This window comes from Rhodoferax antarcticus ANT.BR (assembly GCF_001938565.1).
GTDB lineage: Bacteria > Pseudomonadota > Gammaproteobacteria > Burkholderiales > Burkholderiaceae_C > Rhodoferax > Rhodoferax antarcticus.
Genome location: NZ_MSYM01000013.1, coordinates 541,648 through 564,007, shown reverse-complemented (window position 1 = coordinate 564,007; position 22,360 = coordinate 541,648). Strand labels below are relative to the sequence as shown.

Annotated in this window: 20 protein-coding genes; 11 read left to right on the top strand and 9 right to left on the bottom strand. The window is 61.6% G+C overall.

The genetic code is table 11. The annotated features are described in order from the left end of the window. Positions 1-101: 101 nt before the first annotated feature. On the top strand, positions 102-437 hold the full coding sequence (locus tag BLL52_RS11430; RefSeq protein WP_075586765.1) for a hypothetical protein: 336 nt from the start codon (positions 102-104) through the stop codon (positions 435-437). On the opposite strand, the gene pgeF is transcribed toward BLL52_RS11430, so the two are convergent. Together pgeF and ycaO are read right to left on the bottom strand one after the other, a co-directional pair. Then, positions 366-1,205, bottom strand: coding sequence for a peptidoglycan editing factor PgeF (pgeF, locus tag BLL52_RS11425; protein WP_241839132.1), 840 nt, complete (start codon positions 1,203-1,205; stop codon positions 366-368). The genes BLL52_RS11430 and pgeF overlap by 72 nt on opposite strands. A 9-nt stretch (positions 1,206-1,214) precedes the next feature. After that, positions 1,215-2,951, bottom strand: coding sequence for a 30S ribosomal protein S12 methylthiotransferase accessory factor YcaO (ycaO, locus tag BLL52_RS11420; protein WP_075586764.1), 1,737 nt, complete (start codon positions 2,949-2,951; stop codon positions 1,215-1,217). Between the two features lie 296 nt (positions 2,952-3,247). On the opposite strand from ycaO, the gene BLL52_RS11415 reads away from it, so the two are divergent. The 5 genes from BLL52_RS11415 to BLL52_RS11395 all read left to right on the top strand — a co-directional run bounded on the left by BLL52_RS11415 (position 3,248) and on the right by BLL52_RS11395 (position 8,283). Further along, a complete protein-coding gene (locus tag BLL52_RS11415; RefSeq protein WP_075586763.1) occupies positions 3,248-3,550 on the top strand; it encodes an antibiotic biosynthesis monooxygenase family protein in 303 nt (100 codons plus the stop codon). A 78-nt stretch (positions 3,551-3,628) separates the two neighbouring features. Next, entirely contained in the window at positions 3,629-4,327 is a 699-nt protein-coding gene (locus BLL52_RS11410; protein WP_075586762.1) for a fumarylacetoacetate hydrolase family protein, read from the top strand. Positions 4,328-4,362: 35 nt separating this feature from the next. After that, entirely contained in the window at positions 4,363-4,908 is a 546-nt protein-coding gene (locus tag BLL52_RS11405) for an NUDIX hydrolase (RefSeq protein WP_075586761.1), read from the top strand. Positions 4,909-5,170: 262 nt separating this feature from the next. Beyond that, positions 5,171-6,595, top strand: coding sequence for an exonuclease domain-containing protein (locus BLL52_RS11400; RefSeq protein ID WP_075586760.1), 1,425 nt, complete (start codon positions 5,171-5,173; stop codon positions 6,593-6,595). A 164-nt stretch (positions 6,596-6,759) separates the two neighbouring features. After that, a complete protein-coding gene (locus tag BLL52_RS11395) occupies positions 6,760-8,283 on the top strand; it encodes an acetyl-CoA hydrolase/transferase family protein (RefSeq protein ID WP_075587217.1) in 1,524 nt (507 codons plus the stop codon). On the opposite strand, the gene BLL52_RS11390 is transcribed toward BLL52_RS11395, so the two are convergent. Together BLL52_RS11390 and chrA are read right to left on the bottom strand one after the other, a co-directional pair. Next, a complete protein-coding gene (locus tag BLL52_RS11390; protein ID WP_075586759.1) occupies positions 8,273-8,767 on the bottom strand; it encodes a low molecular weight protein-tyrosine-phosphatase in 495 nt (164 codons plus the stop codon). The genes BLL52_RS11395 and BLL52_RS11390 overlap by 11 nt on opposite strands. A gap of 77 nt (positions 8,768-8,844) precedes the next feature. Further along, positions 8,845-10,053, bottom strand: a complete 1,209-nt coding sequence (gene chrA / locus BLL52_RS11385; protein WP_075587216.1) for a chromate efflux transporter — start codon at positions 10,051-10,053, stop codon at positions 8,845-8,847. A gap of 536 nt (positions 10,054-10,589) precedes the next feature. Between chrA and BLL52_RS11380 the strand changes: the two genes are divergently transcribed. Both BLL52_RS11380 and BLL52_RS11375 read left to right on the top strand, forming a co-directional pair. Then, positions 10,590-11,900, top strand: a complete 1,311-nt coding sequence (locus BLL52_RS11380) for an ATP-grasp domain-containing protein (RefSeq protein WP_075586758.1) — start codon at positions 10,590-10,592, stop codon at positions 11,898-11,900. Continuing rightward, positions 11,900-13,693: an N-acetylglutaminylglutamine amidotransferase gene (locus tag BLL52_RS11375; RefSeq protein WP_075586757.1), complete on the top strand. Its 1,794-nt coding sequence runs from the start codon at positions 11,900-11,902 to the stop codon at positions 13,691-13,693. Before BLL52_RS11380 ends, BLL52_RS11375 begins: the two co-directional genes overlap by 1 nt. Before the next feature lie 540 nt (positions 13,694-14,233). Here the strand turns inward: BLL52_RS11375 and BLL52_RS11370 are convergent. After that, the gene (locus tag BLL52_RS11370; protein WP_075586756.1) at positions 14,234-15,424 is read right to left on the bottom strand and encodes an aminotransferase-like domain-containing protein; all 1,191 of its coding nucleotides are present in this window, start codon (positions 15,422-15,424) and stop codon (positions 14,234-14,236) included. Positions 15,425-15,559: 135 nt separating this feature from the next. Here BLL52_RS11370 and BLL52_RS11365 point away from each other — a divergent pair, with 135 nt between their 5' ends. From BLL52_RS11365 to BLL52_RS11355, 3 genes are read left to right on the top strand one after another with little or no spacing between them, the layout of a single operon-like run. Then, a complete protein-coding gene (locus BLL52_RS11365; protein ID WP_075587215.1) occupies positions 15,560-16,360 on the top strand; it encodes an HDOD domain-containing protein in 801 nt (266 codons plus the stop codon). Between the two features lie 4 nt (positions 16,361-16,364). Then, positions 16,365-17,030 (top strand): endonuclease III, encoded by a 666-nt coding sequence (nth, locus tag BLL52_RS11360; RefSeq protein WP_075586755.1) that lies wholly within the window; start codon positions 16,365-16,367, stop codon positions 17,028-17,030. After that, complete coding sequence (locus BLL52_RS11355; RefSeq protein WP_075587214.1) at positions 17,017-17,853, top strand: HDOD domain-containing protein; 837 nt, start codon at positions 17,017-17,019, stop codon at positions 17,851-17,853. The genes nth and BLL52_RS11355 overlap by 14 nt, the downstream gene beginning before the upstream one ends. Here the strand turns inward: BLL52_RS11355 and BLL52_RS11350 are convergent. The 4 genes from BLL52_RS11350 to BLL52_RS11330 form a co-directional block, all read right to left on the bottom strand. Continuing rightward, the gene (locus BLL52_RS11350) at positions 17,850-18,419 is read right to left on the bottom strand and encodes a histidine phosphatase family protein (RefSeq protein WP_075586754.1); all 570 of its coding nucleotides are present in this window, start codon (positions 18,417-18,419) and stop codon (positions 17,850-17,852) included. The two genes, BLL52_RS11355 and BLL52_RS11350, sit on opposite strands and share 4 nt — an antisense overlap. Further along, positions 18,416-19,258, bottom strand: coding sequence for an adenosylcobinamide-GDP ribazoletransferase (locus BLL52_RS11345; protein ID WP_075586753.1), 843 nt, complete (start codon positions 19,256-19,258; stop codon positions 18,416-18,418). Before BLL52_RS11345 ends, BLL52_RS11350 begins: the two co-directional genes overlap by 4 nt. A gap of 254 nt (positions 19,259-19,512) precedes the next feature. After that, positions 19,513-20,601, bottom strand: a complete 1,089-nt coding sequence (gene cobT / locus BLL52_RS11340) for a nicotinate-nucleotide--dimethylbenzimidazole phosphoribosyltransferase (RefSeq protein WP_075586752.1) — start codon at positions 20,599-20,601, stop codon at positions 19,513-19,515. A 35-nt stretch (positions 20,602-20,636) separates the two neighbouring features. After that, positions 20,637-22,358 carry a cobyric acid synthase gene (locus BLL52_RS11330; protein WP_083633908.1) on the bottom strand — a complete coding sequence of 574 codons (1,722 nt, stop codon included), beginning with the start codon at positions 22,356-22,358 and terminating at the stop codon, positions 20,637-20,639. Positions 22,359-22,360 lie beyond the last annotated feature (2 nt).

The window sequence follows — 22,360 nt, the reverse complement described above, 5'->3', positions numbered from 1 at the left end:
AATACCCTTCTTTAGCCTAGTTAGTGACAAACCCTTAGTATGCGGGACAACTACATTCGAAAACCTGACAAGTTTTCAATCCCCCCCATAAATCGCGACTTATGTACATTGTTCCCATTGCCTGGCTTTATGTGGCGCTGATGATGGCGCTGGCCGAGGCCACCGCCAGCAATGGCACGGTGGTGGGCGCTGTTATCACCTTTTTGTTTTACGGTGTGCTGCCGATCTCGCTGGTGGTGTATGTGATGGGCACGCCAGCGCGCAAACGCGCCATCAAGGTGCGAGAAGAAACCGAGTCGGCAGCGGCGCAGGCGGCAGGGGCTTTGCATGCTGACCCCGCCCAAACGGCAACCGAGGCGCCGACGTCAGGCAGCGCGCCAGATGCTCACAGCGAGCCGCCCACTCACCCCGTCGCGCCGGTGCGAAAAGAAACGTGACGGCTGGCTGACGGTGCACCACTGCGCGCTGCCATCGTTGCCAAAAACCCGATGGATGCCCAGCTTGGCCAGCCGTTGATGCGCCAAAGCTGGCAAATTCGCCAGCCACTTGCCGCCACCTTGTGACGCAAACAGCGGCGCTGCTTGCGCATCGTGGGCGACAAAGGCGGTGCGTACCTCGTCTCCCACCTCAAATGCCTGGGGGCCAATACATGGCCCCAACCATGCTATTATTTCAATATCTGCCTGCGCTTTGTCTATAAGGGCTAGAGCACTAAAAGTCTTATAAGTTTCTTCCAGAATCCCGCTGCTACCCTGCCCCGCCAAACCACGCCAACCGGCATGCGCCGCAGCCACACAGCGGCCATCCAGGGTGGAAAATAAGACCGGCAGGCAGTCTGCCACCATGATGGTGCAGGCCACGCCCGTGGCAGTGGTGATTGCGGCATCGGCAACCGCAGGCAATCCCTGGGCTAGCTCGGTAGTGAGGTTGGCTTCAACCGTATCCGCATCAAGTTGCATCAGCGCTGTGCCGTGCACCTGGTTTAAAAACACCGGCCGCGCACCCAGCACTTGCTGAAAAATAACCCGGTTGGCGGCCACATGTTGCGGGTCGTCGCCGACATGGTCGCCCAGGTTCAGGCTGTCATAGGGCGCCACCGACACACCACCCGCACGTGTGCTGCAGACGGCGCGCACATTGGCTGGCGCGGGCCAGTCGGGTGTCAGCCAGTCGGGTGGCAGCGAGACGTCAACCGTTTGTGCCACACGGATGTCTTAGCGGGCCGCGTGGGCCGGGTAAACCTTGTCATAAGCCTGCAGCAGTTTCTGGTGCATTTCACAGCCAGCCAGCGCCATGCCCGGCGCGCTCAGGCCCATGAAACGGTCTTCTTGCATGATCAGCGCGTGCGCCTGCGCCAACGGACCAGCGCCGTAAAGCAGCGACAACGCATCCAGATACGGTCCGCTGTCGCCCATGTCGGCCAGTTGGATCAGGTTTTGAATGCAGGCATAGACGGGCTTGCGCTGTGGGTTGAGTTGGTCAAAGTTCAAAATCCACTCGCAGCCTTCCAGCGTGGCGGCTTCGTCACCCACGGCCAGTGCCAGCAGGGTTTTGAGCTCGCCCAGACGCAAGTCGGCCCAGAAAGAGCCGGCATCGGCAGCCAGCCCAATCAGCGCGGGCACCGGGCGGTGATCGGCTAGGCTGGAATCGTTCAGGGTTTCGAGCAGGTCAGTGCACTCTTGGTCGTCGAGGTCGCGCAGGTTCAAAATCGCTTCGCGGATCGTATTAACGACACTGTTGTTCTCAAACTCCAGGTCGTCGATCGGGTAAATCTCTGACAGGCCGGGCACCAAAATGCGGCAGGCGTAAACGCCCAGATGGGTGAAATCAGCGATGTAAATATCTTGGCCGTCAGTATGCAGGCGCTGCACGCACCAAGCCACGTCTTCGGCGGTGGTGCTGCTGAAGTTCCAGTCAACAAACTCAAAGTCAGGTTCGTTGCCCAAGAACTTCCAGTGGATCACGCCGCTGGAGTCCACAAAATGGATTTCGATGTTGGTGGAACTTGCGGTTTCTTCCAGATCAAAGCCCGGCGCAGGAAAGCCCGACAACGCTTCCAGCGCGCGGCCCTGCAGCAGCTCGGTCAGAGCCCGCTCCAGCGCCACTTCAAAGCGCGGGTGCGCGCCAAAGCTGGCAAAACAACCCTGGTCTTGCGGGTTCAGCAGAGTCACATTCATCACCGGGTACTGGCCGCCCAACGACGCGTCTTTCACCAGAATGCCAAAACCTGCTTCACGCAACGCAGCGATACCCTTGGCCACGCGCGGGTAGCGTGCGATCACTTCTTCGGGCACATCGGGCAGGCAGATGCCTTCGCTGATGATGCGCGCCTTGATGGCGCGCTCAAAAACCTCGGACAGCGCCTGCGCCCGCGCCTCTGCCGGGGTGTTGCCGGCCGACATGCCGTTGCTGACATACAGGTTACCGATGATGTTGACCGGAAAGTAGACGATGGCACCGTCGCGCTCACGCACATAGGGGATGGCGCAGATGCCGCGCTCGTCATTGCCGGAGTTGAAATCCACCAGGCTCTCGGCTTCCACCGCAGCTTGCGGGTTGTAGAGCGCTTGCAACTCTGGCGTCAGCAAGGTGGCAGGCCAGTTGCCGTCTTCGGGCAAAGCAAACCAGCGCTCTTGCGGGTAGAACACAAAGTCGCGGTTGGCCACATCGGGGCCCAGATAGAAGTGCGTCCAGAAATAGTTGGTGGACAGACGCTCCAAAAACTCGCCCAGCGCGCTGGCCAGGCAAGCCAGGCGGCTGGCGCCCTTGCCGTTGGTGAACAGCAGCGGGCAGTCGCGGTCACGGATATGAACCGACCAGATGCCCTCCACCGGGTTGAGCCAGCTGCGCTCTTCAACATGAAAGCCCAGGTGCTGCAGCTTGCCTTGCAGCGCGGTGATGGTGGATTCAAGCGCGGCGTCTTTGCCGGGAATAAAGGTGGTGTTGTGCATGCGGCGAGGATAACAGCGGGCGGGCTTGGTCTTGCCGCCAAACCAGACACCGGCCTGAATTCAAAGGCCCTTCGAGCGCAAATCTCATTTGGCCCGACTCTGCCTCAAGCCCTCTTGCAACGTTGGGCGAAAGGAACGCTTGAACAGCCGTATTTGGTGGGGAAAAACAGTCCATTGGAAAAACTAAAATAGCGGGACTCTTAAAACGATTAATGAATAAAACCACTCCTAGCCCTTGTATTTAAAGGATAATTAGCTTCTATTAATATAGCAACTATCGCACTAAGACCAAAAAAATGATCCTCGAACTAGCCGACTTCCAGATCCACCCGCAACACAACGACGCCTTCGAAACCGCCCAGCAGCGCGGCATCAGCACCTGCATCGCCAGGGCACGTGGCTATGAGGGCTTCAAGTTCAACCGTTGCATCGAAGCCCTGGGCCGCTATGTGCTGCAAATCTTCTGGACCACGCTCAAAGACCACACCGTGGGTTTTCGTGAATCCAGCGCGTTCACCGACTGGCGTGCCATCGTCGGCCCATTTTTTGCCAGAGCGCCGTTGGTGCAACACTTTGACCTAGTAGCCAAGTCAGCCTGACATCAGGTTGGCGGTTCAAGTCCTGATGCTCGTAACGCCATTCATTCCCTTGCACCAACTCATTAACCGAAAGCTTCCATGACAAATTACGTCTTTACTCCCGCGCCCGTAATTTCTGTGCCAGTGGTCGGCACTGGCTCGCAGTTCCCGGTGCACCGCATCTACTGCGTTGGCCAAAATTACGCCGAGCACGCCCAAGAGATGGGCAGCAGCGGGCGCGAGCCACCCTTTTTCTTCATGAAACCTGCCGACGCGCTGGTGCTGTGCCCCCCCGGCCAGACCACGCCTCTGCCCTACCCCAGCTTGACTAGCAACTTGCACCACGAGGTGGAACTGGTGGTGGCCATTGGCACCGGTGGCAAAAACATCCCGGTTGATCAGGCGCTGCAACATGTTTTTGGCTACGCGGTAGGCCTTGACATGACCCGACGCGACTTGCAAGCCGCTTTGAAAAAGCAGGGCCGCCCGTGGTGCATCGCCAAGGGCTTTGACCACGGCGCACCCATCGGCCCGATCACCCCGGCGCAAGCTGTGCCTGGCATCCATGCGGCAAAGATTGACCTGAGCGTAAACAGGTCGGCGCGCCAGCACGGTCAAACCAGCCAGCTGATCTGCAGCGTGGCAGAGACCATCGCCCAACTCTCGGCGGCGTGGGAGCTGCAACCCGGCGACCTGATTTTCACCGGCACGCCTGCTGGCGTGGGGGCGGTGGTGCGCGGTGACCGCTTGCAGGCTGGCATTGAAGGGCTCACCGCCATCAACCTGCAAGTGGTCTGAGGTGGTTAGGCGCGGTTTCAAATTACACTGCTGCCATGCACCGACCGCCCATCAAACACTGCAAAAACTGCGGCCAAGCCGTGGTCTACCGGCTACCGAATGATGGCGATACCCGAGATCGCGCGATCTGCCCGGCGTGCCACACGGTGCATTACGAAAATCCGCTTAATGTGGTGGGCACCATTCCCGTCTGGGGCGACAAGGTGCTTTTGTGCAAACGCAACATCGAGCCGCGCAACGGCTTCTGGACGCTGCCCGCAGGCTTCATGGAACTGAACGAAACCGTGGCCCAGGGCGCTGCCCGCGAGACGATGGAAGAAGCCGGTGCGCAGTTCGAGATGGGCGAATTTTTCTCGCTGGTAAATGTGCCCCGCGTCGGCCAGGTGCATTTGTTCTACCACGCACGCCTGCTCGGCGACCAGTTTGAGCCCGGTCATGAAACCATCGAGGCACGCCTGTTCACCGAGGACGAGATTCCCTGGGAAGAGATGGCTTTTCGCACCGTGTCGGAAACCTTAAAGCGCTTTTTTGCTGACCGCCGCCAGGGACGGTTTGCCACCCATATTTTTGACATCTCCTGACATGTTGTTCAGCGCTGAGCTGTGCTTCTACCGCGCCAGCCAGGTCTTGGTGACCAGCGTGCTGGGCGCCCCAGCCTCACTTGGAACAACGCTAACGAAGGCAATCGTCCTTGCCAAAAGTCATGCTCCTTCTTGAACGCCTGGTCCGCCCACGGGCTTCGGATGCTGACTGGCGACAGTATGGTGGTGAAATATTTTTTTGATGTTTTCATGCTCTAGCCCTTATGCAATAAGCGCGAGCAGCTCCTATTTTTGACATCTCATGCTGCCCTGTTACGTTCTGCTTGACCTGGAAACCACCGGCGGCAACGCGGTGCGTGACCGCATCACCGAGATTGCAGCCGTGCGTTTTGAGCACGGTGTGGAGGTGGCGCGCTGGAGCACGCTGGTCAACCCGGGCGTGTTCATCTCTGGCTTCATCACGCAGCTCACCGGCATCAGCAACGCGCTGGTGGCCGACGCACCCGCGTTTGACCAAGTGGGCGTGCAGCTGCTGAAACTGCTCGACGGTGCGGTTTTGGTGGCGCACAACGTGCGGTTTGACCATGGTTTTTTGCTGCATGAATTTGCCCGCATGGACGTCGCGCTGCGCACCAAAACGCTGTGCACGGTGCGCCTGTCGCGCTTGCTGTACCCGGGCATCAAAGGCCACGGGCTAGACGCCATCATGCAGCGCCACGGCATCACCACCGAGTCGCGGCACCGCGCCATGGGCGACGTGCAGGTGATGCAAACCTGGCTGAAGCAAGTGGCCCAGCAGTTTGGCGCGGCACACCTGCGGCAACAGGCCTTGGTGTTGCTGCAAGGCAGCGCAGCCCTGCCGCCGCAACTCGACACCCATGTGGCCGACATCCCCGAAGGCCCCGGCGTGTATATTTTTTACGGCGAAGGCACGCTGCCTCTGTATATTGGCAAGAGTGTCAAGCTGCGCAGCCGGGTGATGTCGCACTTCTCTGCCGCAAGCCGCGAGCCGCGCGAGATGCGCATTGCGCAGGAAATCCGCCGCATCGAGTGGGTTGAGACCGCTGGCGAACTGGGCGCGCTGCTGCTGGAAGCCCGCTTGGTAAAAAAGCACCAGCCCCTGCACAACCGCCAGCTGCGCCGCGAGAGCAGCCTGTGCGCCTGGCGCCTGGATGCCAACCCGAACGCCCGCCCGCTGCTCACCTTGGTGCGCGGCGCGGAACTCTCGCCCGAGCAGTTTGGCAATTTGTATGGCCCGTATCGCTCCAAAAATCAGGCCATCAGCCACCTGCGCGAACTCGCCGACGCCCACGGCCTGTGCCTGCAGGCGCTAGGCTTGGAGTCTGGCAAGGGCCGCTGTTTTGCCCACCAGATCGGCCACTGCAAAGGCGTGTGCTGCGGCGAAGAAGCGCCTGAGCGGCATCACCTGCGCCTGCAAATGGTCCTGAGCGCTGACAAACTGCGCGTCTGGCCGTTTGCCGGGCCAGTGGGCCTGCGTGAGCACAACCCGCACACGGGCAAAGGCGAGATGCATATCTTTAACCAGTGGTGCCACCTGACCACCGTGCGCAGTGACGAGGACCTGCAGGAGGCCTTGCAAACGCGCACCGAGGTGCTGGCGTTTGACCTGGACAGCTACCGGCTGGCGCTCAAATATTTGATGCCGCCGGGCAAAGTCGGCCTGACCTTGATCCACCTGAATTCTTCAAGCAAAAATGGCTTCTAGCCCTTATCAGTGCTGCGGTAATAGCTATTGATAAGGTAGCTACCTCGGCATCACAAGAGTTTACATTTCAGGGTAAACCCTTGTCCAAGGCTGCAGCACTGCTAGACTTTGCGCGCCTGGCCACCGCCCAGCCCTCCCCCTGTAACTCACTTAGTCAAAAACCCATGGTCACGTCACCTGTCGAACGCATTCGCAATACCCTGCTAAAAACCAAAATCATGTCGGCAGAAGCTGCCGCCGCGTTGATCCCGACCGGCGCCAATGTCGGCATGAGTGGCTTTACCGGCGCTGGCTATCCCAAGCAGTTGCCTGCGGCGCTGGCCAAGCGCATGAAACACGCGCACGCCACCGGTGAAGACTTCCGTATTGGCCTGTGGACCGGCGCCTCGACCGCGCCCGAGCTTGATGGTGTGCTGGCCGAGGCCCATGGCATTTCGATGCGCCTGCCCTACCAATCCGACCCGACAGTGCGCAAACAGATCAACGCCGGGGAAATGCAATACACCGACCTGCACCTGTCACACGTGGCGCAACTGGTGTGGTTCGGCTTTCTGGGAAATCTGGATATAGCGGTGGTCGAAGTGGCGGGCATTCTGCCCGACGGGCGGCTGATTCCGTCGTCCTCGGTGGGCAACAACAAAACCTGGATCGATCAAGCTGACAAGATCATTCTGGAAGTGAACTCGATGCAAAACATGGGTCTGGAGGGCATGCACGACATCTACTACGGCACCCAACTACCGCCAGACCGCCAACCGATTCCGCTGGTGCGCGCCAGTGGCCGCATTGGCGAAGCCTATCTGCGGTGTGACCTGAGCAAGGTGATTGCGGTGGTGCAAACCAACCAGCCGGACCGCAACACGCCGTTTGCCGAACCGGACGAGACCTCGCAGCGCATTGCCAGCCACGTCATCGATTTTCTCGGCAAAGAGGTCAAGGCCGGGCGTTTGCCCGCTGATTTGTTGCCCTTGCAGTCTGGCGTGGGCAACATTGCCAACGCGGTGCTGGCCGGTCTGAACCACGGTCCGTTCGAGAAAATGACCGCCTACACCGAAGTGCTGCAAGACGGCATGCTCGATATGCTGCGCTCGGGCAAGCTCACCTCGGCATCCGCCACCGCGCTGTCGTTCAGCCCCGCTGCGCTCAAAGAGTTCAATGACAACATTGATTTTTACAGCAAGCGCATCGTGTTGCGTCCGCAAGAGATCAGCAACCACCCCGAGGTGGTGCGCCGTCTGGGCGTGATTGCCATGAACGCCATGATCGAAGCCGACATTTACGGCAACGTCAACTCCACCCACATCAAGGGCACCAGCATCATGAACGGCATTGGTGGCTCGGGCGACTTTGCGCGCAACGCGTTTTTGTCGTTCTTTGTGACGCCATCTACTGCCAAAAACGGCGCCATTTCATGCATCGTGCCGATGGTCTCGCATGTGGACCACACCGAGCATGACGTGCAGATTCTCGTCACCGAGCAGGGTCTGGCCGACCTGCGCGGCCTGTCGCCGAAACAGCGTGCGCGCCTGATCATCGAGAAATGTGCTCACCCCGACTACCGCCCGGCTTTAACTGAATACTATGAGCGTGCGCTGCGCGAGTCGCCCGGCCAACACACCCCGCACCTGATGCATGAAGCCCTGACCTGGCAGGAAACCGCGCTGCGGGTGATGGAAACTACCGCGTAAGCGGCGCCGCGCAATCCCTTTTGCGGACATGCGCCAGCAGCCCGTTGCAGGCGTCTTCCACCAGATCAAGCACCTGCTCAAAACCGCGTTCGCCACCGTCATACGGGTCGGGCACCACCGGGGTGTCATGCAGCTGGCAAAACTCGGTCAGGCGGCGCAGCTTGTGCTGGTGCTCAGCTGGGCAATCGTCTTGCAGCAGTGCCAGGTTGTCCCAGTCCATGGCCAGAATCAGGTCAAACGCGGCGTAATCAGCGCCCACGATCTGGCGCGCGCGCAAGGCTGACAAGTCGTAGCCACGCCGCTTGGCAGCGGCCTGCGTGCGCACATCGGGCGGGCTGCCGGGGTGGTAGTTGTGGGTGCCGGCCGAGTCCACACGCACCGCGTGGCTCAGGCCGTGGTCGAAAACTTTCTGGCGAAACACGCCGTCAGCCGTGGGGCTGCGGCAGATGTTGCCCATACAGACAAAAAGGATGGAAGTGGTCATGCAGGTGTCGGGTTGTGAATGTCAGCAACGTGGATGACAACATTGTGCAAGACGCGAACATGGGTGAACCAAAGCAGTTACAAAAGCCCCAGCAGCCACCCTGCCACCCCACAGCCCAGCACCACAGCCCAGGGCGGTTGGCGCCAGCGCATCAGCGCCAGCAGGGCCAACAGCACCACAGCCAGATCGGCCAGGTTGGTTAAGGCACTGCTGGCCACTGGCTGGATCAACGCCGCCAGCAGCAAGCCCACCACCGCCGCGTTGATACCCGCCAACGCCGATTGCGCCCACGGGTTCTGCCGCAGCTGCTCCCAAAGCGGTAGCGCGCCAGCCACCAGCAAGAAGGACGGCAGAAAAATCGCCACCAGCGCCAGCAGCGCACCACTCACCCCGCCCAGTGGCCCTGGCAGCGCAGCACCCAGAAACGCCGCAAAGGTGAACAGTGGCCCCGGCACCGCCTGCGCTGCACCATAACCCGCCATGAACGCGTCCAGGCTGACCCAGCCGCGCGGCACCACTTCGGCCTGCAACAATGGCAACACCACATGCCCACCGCCAAACACCAGCGCGCCAACGCGGTAAAACACGCTAAACACCTCCAGCGTTGCCTGCGGCCAGACCTGCGCAGCCCAGGGCAAGCCCAGCAACAGAATCAAAAACAAGAGCAATAAAGCCATACCAGTTCTGGTCTTGACCGGGTAAATTGCCTCATCATGCCGGCCTGCCTTGGGTGTGCCGGGCAGCCACAGCCCGAGCAGCCCGGCCACCACCAGCACCGCCAGTTGCATACCCACAGCAGGCTGCAACAGCAACACAACTGCCGCCAGCACCGCCAGGGCGCGCTGCCAAGCCTGCCTGCAAAAGAGCCGTGCCATGCCCCACACCGCCTGCGCCACCACGGCCACCGCCACCAGCTTCAGGCCGTGCAGCACGCTGGCGGGCACCACATCCGCGCCCTGCGCCAGCCCAAGCCCAAACAGCGACAGCAACACCGCCGACGGCAAGGTGAACCCCAACCAGGCAGCCACAGCCCCCATATAGCCGCCACGCAGCAGGCCAATGGCCATGCCCACCTGGCTGCTGGCCGGGCCGGGCAAAAACTGGCACAGTGCCACCAGATCAGCGTAGGCCAACTCAGTCAGCCAGGCACGGCGGCTGACAAACTCGTTGCGGAAATAACCCAGGTGCGCCACCGGCCCGCCAAACGAGGTCAAGCCCAAGCGCAAAAACACCACAAACACCTCCCAGGCGGGGTGACGAGCGGTAGATGGTGACTTGGAAAGCATGAACGCGATGCTACTGGCAGACCTGACGCATTCCCGGCCCTTGGCGTTCACTGTTACGCATTACTTGCTGCCAATGCGCCAGAAAAAAGCAGCCGCACAGTGCCCTCGGCGCAGCAGTCAAAGGCCACCCGTCACGCTGAATTTGGTGTGTTTTTTATAGCGTCTAACCCTTTATCTATAAAGGCTAAAGTCTATTTCAACCATTGAGGAAGTTACGCCACGTCCCCGGCAAACATCTGGCCCTTTTTGGCCTGCAGCATCCGGCGCTGATAAACCTGCGAGAATTTTTTGCAGCTGCTGGCCCAGCAGTAAACCACGCTAATCTGGCCCTGGATTTGCGCTCCATGGAAAGCGCCACCGCCCTGGCGCGCCACATGCCTACAAACCTTGCAGCGCCGCACCAATAGGCCGCTTTGCACCCGGATTCAAGGACACAGGCAGAATCAAGACATGCTCACACCGGATACTTGGCCACAACGCGGCTCTTGCTGCCTGCTATGCCCCAGGTCGTGATCCTTCTCATATTTTTGTGCCTCATGACCACCGCCACTCCCCCTGAATCCGCCCTGAACCTCAGCTCTGCAGAGGTGCTGAACCGCGACTGTTTTTGTCGCACCCTGAACAAAGACCGCCTGCGTGCGCAACTGGAAGCCGACCCCAGCTTGCAGGGCCTGACCGACAAGCTGCTTCAAACCCGGTCCAACCTGTTTTCCAGCAACGTGGTTTTTGTATCAAAAAAGGTTCAATCCCATATAGAGTCTGTGGTGGAAGCTATAGAACGTGTAGCAACTCTGCCCGGCTACCAAGCCCAGGCTTTGTCGCGTGCGCTGCCCATAGCACAGCCCGCCTGGGGCCCGCGGGGCGCGTGTATGGGCTACGACTTTCATCTGAGCCACCAGGGACCGCAGCTCATTGAGATCAACACCAACGCGGGCGGCCTGCTGCTTAACGCGGCGCTGGCGCGGGCGCAGGAAGTCTGTTGCAAGGAGCTTGGCGATGCGTTTGTGACCGGCGCGCGCCAAAGCGGATTGCCGCAAGCTATTTTTGACATGTTTGCCGCCGAGTGGCAGCTGCAGCGCGGCGACCAGCCCTGGCGCAGCGTGCTGATTGTGGACAGCGCCCCCAAAGCGCAGTACCTGGCACCCGAGTTCGAGCTGTTTCGCCAGCTGTTTGCCCAGCATGGCCTGCAAGCGCATATTGCCGACCCGGCTGAGCTGGTATGGCAGGGGGGCCAGTTGCTGTACCAGAACACGCGGGTCGACATGGTCTACAACCGCCTGACCGACTTCTATCTGGAAGAGCCCGCCCACCAGGCGCTGCGCCAGGCCTATGAGGCCGGTGCGGTGGTGCTCACGCCGCACCCGAACCGTCACGCGCTGCTGGCCGACAAACGTAACCTGATTGCGCTGAGTAATGACACGCTGCTGACCGCCTTGGGCGCGTCGACGGCGGACCGCAAACTGCTGGCCGCCAGCGTGCCCACCACCCGTTTGGTGACGCAGGAGCGCGCCGACGAACTCTGGGCGCAGCGCCGCCAGCTGTTCTTCAAGCCCGTGGCCGGTTACGGTGCCAAAGCCGCCTATCGGGGCGACAAACTCACCCGCCGGGTCTGGGGCGAAATTTTGCAAGGCGACTTTGTGGCGCAAACCCTGGTGCCGCCTGCCGAGCGAATGATTGAGGTGGACGGTGTCCTCACCGACCTCAAATTTGACATTCGCGCCTTCACCTACGGTGGCCGGGTACAGCTTCTGGCTGCACGCATCTACAGCGGGCAAACCACCAACTTTCGCACCCCTGGCGGCGGCTTTGCCCCGGTGATTGTGGTCAGCGACGAGGAGACACGCTGATGTGCGGCATTTGTGGCGAATTGCGTTTTGACGGCAAAACTCCCGACATGGCGGCCATTGGCCGCATGTCTGACAAGCTGGCCCGCCGCGGCCCGGACCACGCCGGCACCTACAGCGACGGCCCGGTGGCGCTGGGCCACCGGCGCTTGTCGATCATTGATTTGTCAGCCCACGCGCACCAGCCGATGGTCGACGCCACGCTGCAGCTCACCCTGGTCTTCAACGGCACCATCTACAACTACCGCGAACTGCGCACCGAGCTGCAAGGGCTCGGTTACCGCTTTTTCAGCGAAGGCGACAGCGAAGTCATCCTCAAAAGCTACCACGCCTGGGGTGACAACTGCGTCAAGCGCTTCAAAGGTATGTTTGCCTTCTGCCTGTGGGACCAGCGCAGCCGCCAGTTTTTCATGGCGCGCGACAGGTTTGGCATCAAGCCGCTGTACATCAACCAGGATTGCAAGCGCCTGCGGTTTGCCTCTACCCTGCCGGCCCTGCTGGCGGGTGGCGGGGTAGACACCACGCTGGATGCCGCCGCCCTGCACCACCACTTCACCCTGCACACGGTGGTACCCGCGCCACGCACCTTGCTCAAAGGTGTGCGCAAACTGGCACCCGCCAGCACCATGATGTTCAACCCGGATGGCAGCGTAGACGAACAGGTGTACTGGACGCTGGATGCCACCCGCCCGGCACAGCCCTTGAGCGAAGACCAATGGCTGCAAGTCACCCGCGACGCGCTCGACAAAAGCGTGCAGCGCCGCCTGCTGGCCGCCGACGTTCCGGTGGGCGTACTGCTCTCGGGCGGGCTTGATTCGAGCCTGCTGGTGGGCTTGCTGGCAGGGCATGTGAAGGATTTGCGCACCTTTTCCATCGGTTTTGAAGACATGGGCGCCGGCACCGAGAAGGCCGACGAATTCGAGTTCTCGGACCAGGTGGCGGCGCACTTCAAAACCCGCCACAAGCAATACAGCATCCCCAACAGCGAGGTGCTCAGCCGCCTGCCCGAAGCGGTGGCGCAGATGACCGAGCCGATGGCCAGCTACGACGTGATCGCGTTTTACCTGCTCAGCGAGCGAGTCTCCAAAGACGTGAAAGTGGTGATGTCAGGCCAGGGCGCCGACGAGGTGTTTGGCGGCTATTTCTGGTACCCCGAGATGGACGCCGCGCAGGGAACACCGCTGGAGCGCTTCAGCCAGCACTACTTTGACCGCGACCACGGCGAATACCTGCAGATGATCACCCCGGCGTTCCAAACCAGTGATGTCACCTCGGCGCTGGTGGCCGCTGAGCTGGCCAAACCGCAGGCCGACGAGTTTCTGGACGAAGTGTGGCGCTTGGATGTCACCACCCTGCTGGTGGATGACCCGGTGAAGCGGGTGGACAACATGCCGATGGCCTGGGGGCTGGAGGTGCGCACCCCGTTCCTGGACCACGATCTGGTGGAGCTGGCCGCCAAAATGCCGCCTGCGCTCAAGCTCAAAGAAGGCGGCAAGTTCCCCCTCAAAGCCGTTGCCCGCGGGCTGGTGCCAGACAGCGTGATTGACCGGCCCAAGGGCTACTTTCCGGTGCCTGCGCTGCGTTATGTGCGCGGCGCATTTCTGGACAAAATGCGCGAAATTTTGATGTCGGACGCTTGCTTCAAGCGCGGCCTGTACCAGCGCGACTATGTGAACCAGTTGCTGGCCGAGCCCGAAGGCCCCAACGCCTTCACCCGCATCAACGGCAGCAAGCTGTGGCACCTGGCGCTGCTGGAGTGGTGGCTGCAGGTGCATGTGGACCCGCTGACCCAATAGTGCGAGCCCCGGTTGGCAATCGTCGAGCGGCGAACGCTGCGGGCATTGCACCGCCCAACACGCCCCTGCCAGTGCCGGAGATCCCACCGTCCATTCCCCCTGAAATTCCAGATACCACGCCACCCTTCCGAGTCCCAGCGCCTACAGAGAGCCCCGTACCCGTGCGAGAGCCACCAGTTACGCTGCCACTCCAGTCTTAAAACATGTGGACTTTGGTCGCTTGGTTGCCAACCACCAGGCTCTGGCCTTCTTGATGATTCGGGCCAAGAGCAGTACCAAGTTGAAGCGCCGCGGCGCCGGGTAGCGGTCAAAGACGACGCAGGCAAGCAATTGGTTACTTGACCAGCAACTTCGCACTCATGCCCGAAGTGATCGCCAATGTGTACCGGCAGCGCTGGCAGGTGTCGAATCGCTGAGTTGCTGTGTTGCTGATGGTGCCGACGCTTGCCGGTCGACATCGCAACATACTGCCACTACTATATTTTCAATAGCTACTAGCCCTTTTTTCATAAGGGCTAGAGGCCTTTTTCTTATATAAGACTAGCCCAGTGCCAGTTTCAGGCGGCCAATGCCTTCCTCGATCTTCGCGACATCTGCCGTAGCAAAACTCAGGCGCAGGGTGGTCAAGTCCGGGTCATGCGCGTAAAACGGTGCGCCGGGCACGAAGGCCACCAACTGGTCGATAGCGCGTTTGGCAAAGTCGGCGGCGTTGGCGCATTGACCGTTGACACCGGTCAGGCGCGCCCAGAAAAACATGCCGCCTTGCGGCGCGTTGAAGGCAATCGCATCAGCCAGATCACGTTGCAAACACTGCGCCATGACGCAGGCGCGCTCGGCGTAGGTCTTGCGCACCACCGCCAGGGCGTCGTTCAGGCGGTCCATCGTCAGGTACTGCGCGCAGATGGCTTGCGTCAGGTTGCTGGTGTGCGCGTCGCTGAACTGCTTGCACATCACCGCTTTGGTCAGCAACTCAGGCGGGGCAATCATCCAGCCCACGCGCAGACCGGGGCTTAATATCTTGCTGAAAGATCCGCAATGCGCCAGCACCTCGCGGCTGCCAGGCACGGTGTCGCTCAGGGCCAGCAAACTCGGTGGCGGTGCGGCGTCAAAGTACAGCTCGCCATACGGGTCGTCCTCCACCACCAGCGTTTGCGTGCGCACTGCTATTTCAAGAATGCGTTTGCGCCGCGCCAGGCTCAGCATGGCCCCGCTGGGGTTGCCAAAGGTGGGAATCAGGTAAACCAACTTGGGGTGGTGTTCGTCAATGAGTTGCTCCAGTCGGTCCACATCCACCCCATCGGCATCAATCGGCGCGCCGATGATGTGCGCGCCATACAGCCTGAAACATTGGATGGTGGCGAGAAAGGTGGGCGCTTCCACAATGATCTTGTCACCCGGCGAGATCATGCATTTGCCAATCAAATCAAGCGCCTGCTGGCTGCCGGTAGTGACGATTAGGCCGTCTGGCGCTACCGTGCTGCCCTTGCCTGCCATGAAGCGGCTGATGCCTTCGCGCAGCGGCCCATAGCCTTCGGTGGCACCGTATTGCAGCACCGGGCCGGGGTTGTTGGCCAGCACGGCAGCGCTGGCCTGGGCAATACCGGTGGCGTCAAACAGTGCCGGGTCAGGAAAACCGCCAGCAAAGCTGATGATGCCGGGCTTGCCCAGCAGCTTGAACAGCTCACGAATGGCAGAGGTTTCGACGTTTTGCAGGCGGTCGGCGAATTTCATGAAATGTGGCTTTCAGATAAGAAGTGTGAAAAAACGCTGGTCAGGCCAGATTGCCAGCAGTTTGCAGGGCGGGGCAGCCGGTAAATGGGGTAAATTGTGACCGATCAGGTCGCCGTCGCCTCTCTCTGGAAAACCATGCCAAGTCTTGATGCCTTTTTTGCCACCATCGAATTGCCCTCGATGTCAGAGGTGGCGCACGAATTGATTGAGACCTTGAACCACGAGAGCGCCAGCGTGACAGAAGTCAGCCAGATCATCAGCCGTGACCCGGCGCTGAGCGCTCGCCTGCTGCGCCTGGCCAACAGTGCGCAGTTTGGCCTGCCGCGTGGGGTGAACGCGATTGACGATGCCGTGCAGATGGTGGGTATGAGCCGGGTGCGCGCGCTGGCTTTGAGCGCCTGCCTGAGCGACGCGTTTGCGCCTCCGCCAGGCCTGAAAATGCCCGAATTCTGGCAAACCAGCATGGCCTGCGCTGGCTACGCGCAGTGGCTGGCGGGTGCCCTGGAGATGGACACCCAGCAAGCCTGGCTGACCGGCATGATGTTGCGCCTGGGCGAGCTGCTGATTGGCCAGACCCACCCGCAGGCGCTGGCCGAGATTGAACGCCTGCCGCTTGCGCCGGGGGCCCGCTGGGAGCGTGAAAAGCGCCTGATCGGTTTCTCTGAAGGGCAAATCACCGCCGAACTGGCGCGCCGCTGGAACTTTCCGATGCAGATCGCGCAGGCCCTAGAGCGTGCCTACGACCCGCTGGTGGAGCAAGCCTTTTCGCGCTTGGGCGCGGTGGTGAATCTGGCGGGCATGCTGGCCGACATGCCGGATGCTGACGCGCTCGCGGTAGATGCCTTGCCGCTTGACGTGATTCAGGCGCTGGGGCTGGAAGTGCGCTGGATGAAAGCCACCTTCCCCCTGCCCGACTCGTTTATTCAGCTGCACTGAGCGTATGAAACCTGCGCAGATTCAAACCTTTTTGACCACCTTGGCCGCCAGCAACCCGCAGCCGCAAACCGAACTGGAATTTTCCAGCGTGTTTGAGCTGCTTGCCGCCGTGCTGCTGTCAGCCCAGGCCACCGATAGGAGTGTCAACAAGGCCACCCGCGCGCTATTTTTGGTCGCCAACACCCCTGAAAAGGTGCTGGCTCTGGGCCTGGATGGCTTGGAGAGCCACATCAAAACCATCGGCCTGTACCACAGCAAGGCCAAACACCTGCTGCAAACCTGCCAGATGCTGGTGGACCTGCATGGCGGCCAGGTACCACGCACCCGCGAGGCGCTGCAAGCCCTGCCCGGCGTGGGCCGTAAAACCGCCAATGTGGTGCTGAATGTGGCCTTTGGCGAGCCCACCATGGCCGTGGACACGCATATTTTTCGCGTCGGCAACCGCACCGGGCTGGCGCCGGGCAAGACGCCGCTGGCGGTGGAGTTGGGGCTGCTCAAGCGCATTCCCAAAGCATTCATGACCGACGCGCACCACTGGCTGATCTTGCACGGGCGCTATGTGTGCCAAGCGCGCACACCGCAATGTTGGGTGTGCGCTGTGGCCAACTGTTGCGACTTTGCACCCAAAACACAACAACCACCAGGGAAAAAAACACATGGCCGTACCTGACCGAGCCCCATTTACCCGCCTGTCTGACTTCGTTCAAACTGTGCAATGGCCAGTGATGCCCGAAGCCGGGCAGGCGCTGATCCGCACCCTGAGCGACGACGACGTGGACACCTTCACCGTGTGCCGCATCATCAAAAAAGACCCGGCCCTGACCGCCGACTTGCTGCGCATGGCCAACAGCGCCATGTTTGGGCTGTCGGGCACGGTCAGCACCCTGGAGCGCGCGGTGAGTGTGGTGGGGGTAACCACGGTACGCGCACGGACCTTGGCACTGTGCATGGCGCGCGCTTGCGTCTTTCCGGCCGGTTTTGACCGCAAGCGGTTTTGGCATGACAGCCTGCTGTGTGCGGGCTACGCGCAGTGGCTGGCGGATCTGTGCGAGGTGGATGACCAAGAGGCCTGGCTGTGCGGCATGATGCTGCGCCTGGGCGGCTTGAGCCTGGTGCAAGTGCGCCCCGAGCGCCTGCTGGCCATCGAAGCGCTGCCCGCCGCGCCCGGCGAGCGTTGGGTGCGCCAGCGCAGCCTGGTCGGTTTTGACGAGGGCGAAGTCATGGCCGAGCTGGCCCGGCACTGGGACTTTCCGCCGGCGCTGGTGACCGGTTTGCGCCAGGGTGCGCAGCCGCTGCTGGGCAGCCCGGTGGCCCCACTGGCTGGTGTGCTGCACTTGGCAGCGCGGCTGGCCGACGACGGCGCTGTCACGCCCGCCAGCGTGGAGAACTTGCCGCTGATTTTGCTGGCCCTGCTGAAGCTTGACCCAGTCGGCCTGGCAGCCTGCGCGCCCGACGAGACTGCGCTGACCGATGTGTCGATGTTCACCATCTAGCCGCCTGCGTTTGTCCGGGGGTGCGGTGGCAACACCAGCCATTGGCCAAACGCCGGTGCCGCTTGCGGCCAGTCTTGCGCCCGATCAATGCGACGCACACCTTGGTCAAGCAGCGTGGCGGCACGAATCACCCCGGCGTGGGTGATCCAAACCTGCGGTTGCGCACTGGACAGGGCTTCGCCCCAGACGCTGGCGACGCGCGCCATGAGCTCTGCCACGCTTTCTACGCCGCCAAAGCGGTGCTGCCAAAAATTGGCCGTCCACTCATCCAGCAACCCAGGCGCGATGCTGTCCCAGCGCTGGCCTTCAAAGCGGCCGAAATTCATCTCCCTCAGGCGCAGATCGGTTTTATACGTCAAATCAGGCCGTAGCCCTTGTAGCGTTTGCGCTAGTAGCTCACATCTCTGTAGCGGCGAGCAGAGCATTCGCACGCCGGTTGACAGCGTTTGCGCAAGCGCTTCGGCGGCTTGTTGGGTGGCTTGTAGATCGGCGGGCATGTCCAGCGCGCCGTAACACACGCCGGCGGCCACCAGCGGCTGGGCGTGGCGCGCCAGGGTCAGCCTCACAAACTCACCGCCAGCCCGAGGTAAAACGCCAGCTCACACACCTGCTGCGTGGCACCCAGGCAGTCGCCGGTGAAACCACCTAGGCGGCGGGAAAACCAGCGTGTCAGCCAGACCCAGGCCAGCAGCGAGGCCACCAGCGCAGTCGCCAGAGCTTGCAACAGGTCTGCATTGGAGAGTTCAATAGCTATAACGTTAGTAGCAACTTGCGCATATACAGTAAGGGCTAGAGCCGAAAAAAACCATAAAACTCCGGTCGCCAGCGCACGCGGGCTGATCTGATCGGCCATCAGTTTGGACTTGGATCTTGCCGGATCACTGACGTTTTTGAGCAGCCGGATGGTCAGCAGCGGCCAAGTGCGTGACACCACATGCGCCAAAATCAGCGCCACGACCAGCAGAGACGCACTCACATCACCCAGCAGCCCCAGCAGCGCCACTTTGCACAGCAGCGCCAGCATCACCGTAACGGCACCAAAGGCACCGACATGCGAGTCCTTCATGATCGCCAGCGAGCGAACTCGGTCGTCGCTGCCGCCCAGCCCATCGGCCACGTCGGCCAGGCCGTCTTCATGCAGCGCGCCAGTGAGCCGCACCGAAAGCGCCGTGCCCAAGGCCGCCGCCACCAGCGCGCCCAAGCCAGTGGCAGGCAGCAGCAGCAACAGCGCCCAGGTGAACAACCCCACCAGCGTACCGATCAGCAGGCCCACGCCGGGGAAATGGCCGGTACTGGCGCGCAGCATGACCGGGCACCAACCCACCCAGTCCGCCAGTTTCTTAGGGAGCGAGATGCGGGTGAAATATTGCAGACTTAGCAGGTAGTGGCGGGTGAATTGGGTCATGGCAAAGTTGGGGTTAGCACCCACACTAAGGGTCGTGGGTAGAGCGGATGCCGCAGCCGGTTTAAAAAAGCGAAGCGTCATGAGGCCACGGCGTCAGCCCTGCCCCCGGTCCGGTTCAGACCACCCGCCGCTGACTTCATACTTGTGCGAACTCAGGCAACCCACGGGCAAACGTTGCAAGCACGCCCAAGGGGGTCGGGGCTGCACACCCAGGGGTCATAAAGCAGGGTCGACTGGCAGCGCAACCCGTGTGATCACACCGTGGCGCTGTGTTTGCTGTCCTTCTCCGACACACCGGCCGACTCAAAGCTGGCCATCTCGCGCAGCATGACACAGGCCGACTGCAGCAGCGGCCAGGCCAGCGCACCACCTGAGCCTTCGCCCAAACGCAGCCCCAGGTCCAGCAGCGCCTGCACGCCCAAGTGTTGCAGCATGAACTCATGCCCACGCTCGCCCGAACGATGCGAAAACACACAGCGCTGTAACACCAAGGGCTGCAGTGCATGCGCTACCAGCAGGGCCGAGGTAGCAATGAAACCATCGACCACCACCACGCGGCGCTCTGCAGCGGCCTGCATCATGGCACCGACCATGGCGGCAATCTCAAAGCCGCCGAAAGCGGCCAGCGCCTCCAGCGGGGCTTGCGCCTGGGGATGGCGCGCCAGCACGCTGCGCAGCACTTCGGTCTTGTGTTGCACGCCCGGGGCATCCAGCCCGGTACCGGCGCCGGTGCAGACCTCAATGTTCAGCCCGGCCAAACGTGCCAGCAGCAAAGACGCTGCCGAGGTGTTGCCGATGCCCATCTCACCCAGTAGCAGCGCGTTGCCGGGCAAGCCTTTGACGATGTCCATGCCAGTTTGCAGAGCCTCTTGGCATTGCGCGGCGGTCATGGCGGGTTGTACAGACGAATCAGCCGTGCCTTTTTCACCGCCGGTCACTTTGCGCACGATCAAGCCTGGGCGCTGGGCACCTTCAGGCAAACCGGCCAAAAAGTCATGCGCCACGCCGCAGTCCACCACAGTGAGGGCGATGCCATTGGCGCGCGAGAACACGCTCACCGCCGCGCCACCGGTCAGATAGTTCTCCACCATCTGCCAGCTCACGTCTTGCGCAAACGCCGACACGCCGCGCGCCACCAAACCGTGGTCGCCGGCAAACACCACCATCTGCGGGTCTTTGAGCACCGGGCAATCGGTGTTCAAAATCTGACCAATACTCAGCGCCAGTGTCTCCAGGCGACCGAGCGAGCCCAGCGGCTTGGTTTTGGTGTCAATTTTGTGTTGCAGTGCCTGGGTGAAGGCGGCATTTGATAGGTCAGCGAGTTGCGGCAAAGTTTGGTTCATCGATTTTCCAGTTTGATAAAAAAGTGATTAAAGAGTCAAGGTTTCAAAAGGGCTTGAAGCACACCCGGCTCAAAGTGCGTGGCAATAAAGTCGGCCATGCGCTCAAAGACTGCATCTAGGGTGGGCACTGGCCCGTCCAGTCGCGACGCAAACAGGGCTTGCGGGGCAGCCGGATCTTCAAACAGCCCATGCAGGTAAATGCCCAGCACGTTGCCTGCGCCATTTTGCCAGCCCAAGCCGCCGGGCAAGACCGCGCGCGCCACATCACCGGCCTGCGCCATCGCCGGGTGCTGCGCGGTTTGACCGTGGTGGATTTCGTAGCCGCTGACCTGCACCCCGGCCAATGCAGACCAAGGGTTGTGGCACTGCGCCGACCATTGGCCCCGGCTGTTGGCGGTCAGGCCAGGGGCAAATTTATGGGCCTTTGACAGATTGAGACCTTCGGCCTGACCCTCAACAGCCGGCGAGTGAGCCAGCGGATCGGACGGCAAACCATCCATGACCTCAGCGCCCATGTCTTCAACAAAGCGCGTCTGGGTGTGCCGCACTGTCTTGTCCGGCAAAAACAGCGTCACCAGCGGTAGCAGCCCCAGCCCCGGCGCGTTGCCGTCCACGCCGTGCGTGTCGACCAACGCCTCACCCAGCATCTGCAGCCCGCCGCACACGCCCAACACCGCCCCGCCCTGCGCCGCATGCCTGGCCACAGCCGCGTCCAAGCCCTGCGAGCGCAGCCAAGCCAGGTCAGCGGTGGTGCTTTTGGAGCCAGGCAGCACCACCCAGTCGCAGGGCGACAGACCCGCCAATTCGGCAGGCGAACGTACCCACATCAGCCGCACACCGGGAATGTTCTTCAGCGGCTGGAACTCGTCCAGATTGCTAATGCGCGGGTAAGCCACTACGGCCACCGTCAGTTGCACCTCGCCGCGCGTGGTGCTGCAGTCACTGAGCGGCGCACGGCCGCCCGAAGACGCGGGCGCCCCCTCGGGGGGCAGTGAGGACACGCCCGTGCCGAACGTGGGGGCCATATCAAATACGCCGTCTTCTTCCGGCAGACCGTGCTGCCACCACATCGGCAAGGTGGCCACGGTGGGAATGCCGGTGAGGTCTTGCAGCATCTGCGGCGCGGGCGCCAGTAACGCGGCGTCACCGCGAAACTTGTTAAGCACAAAACCCTTGATCAGCGCGCGCTCGGGCGCAGGCAGCAGCGCCCAGGTGCCATACAGGTGGGCAAATGCGCCGCCACGGTCGATGTCAGTGACCAGCAGGCAGGCCGCGTTGCAGTGCAGCGCCACGCGCATGTTGACGATGTCGCTACTCGAAAGATTGATCTCGGCCGGTGAACCCGCACCTTCGATCACCACCACGTCATTCTCGGCACGCAATTCGTCAAGCGCGGCGGCAATCTGCGGCCACACATGCACGCTGCGCCCGCGCCAGGGCATAGCGGTGAGCTCGGCGCTGACCTCGCCCATCAACACCACCTGGCTGTGGGTGTCGGCCTCAGGCTTGAGCAAGAGCGGGTTCATGCGCACATCAGGCAGCGCCTTGGCCGCCAGCGCCTGAAAGTACTGGGCCGAGCCGATTTCGCCCTGACCATTGCTTGACGCGACCACTCTTGCGTTATTGCTCATGTTTTGCGCCTTGAACGGCACGACTTTCAGGCCTTGGCGAGCGTAGTAGCGGCACAGCGCCGTGGCCAGCCAGCTCTTGCCAGCACCGCTGGTGGTGCCTAGCACCATGATGCAGGTCGCGGTCATAA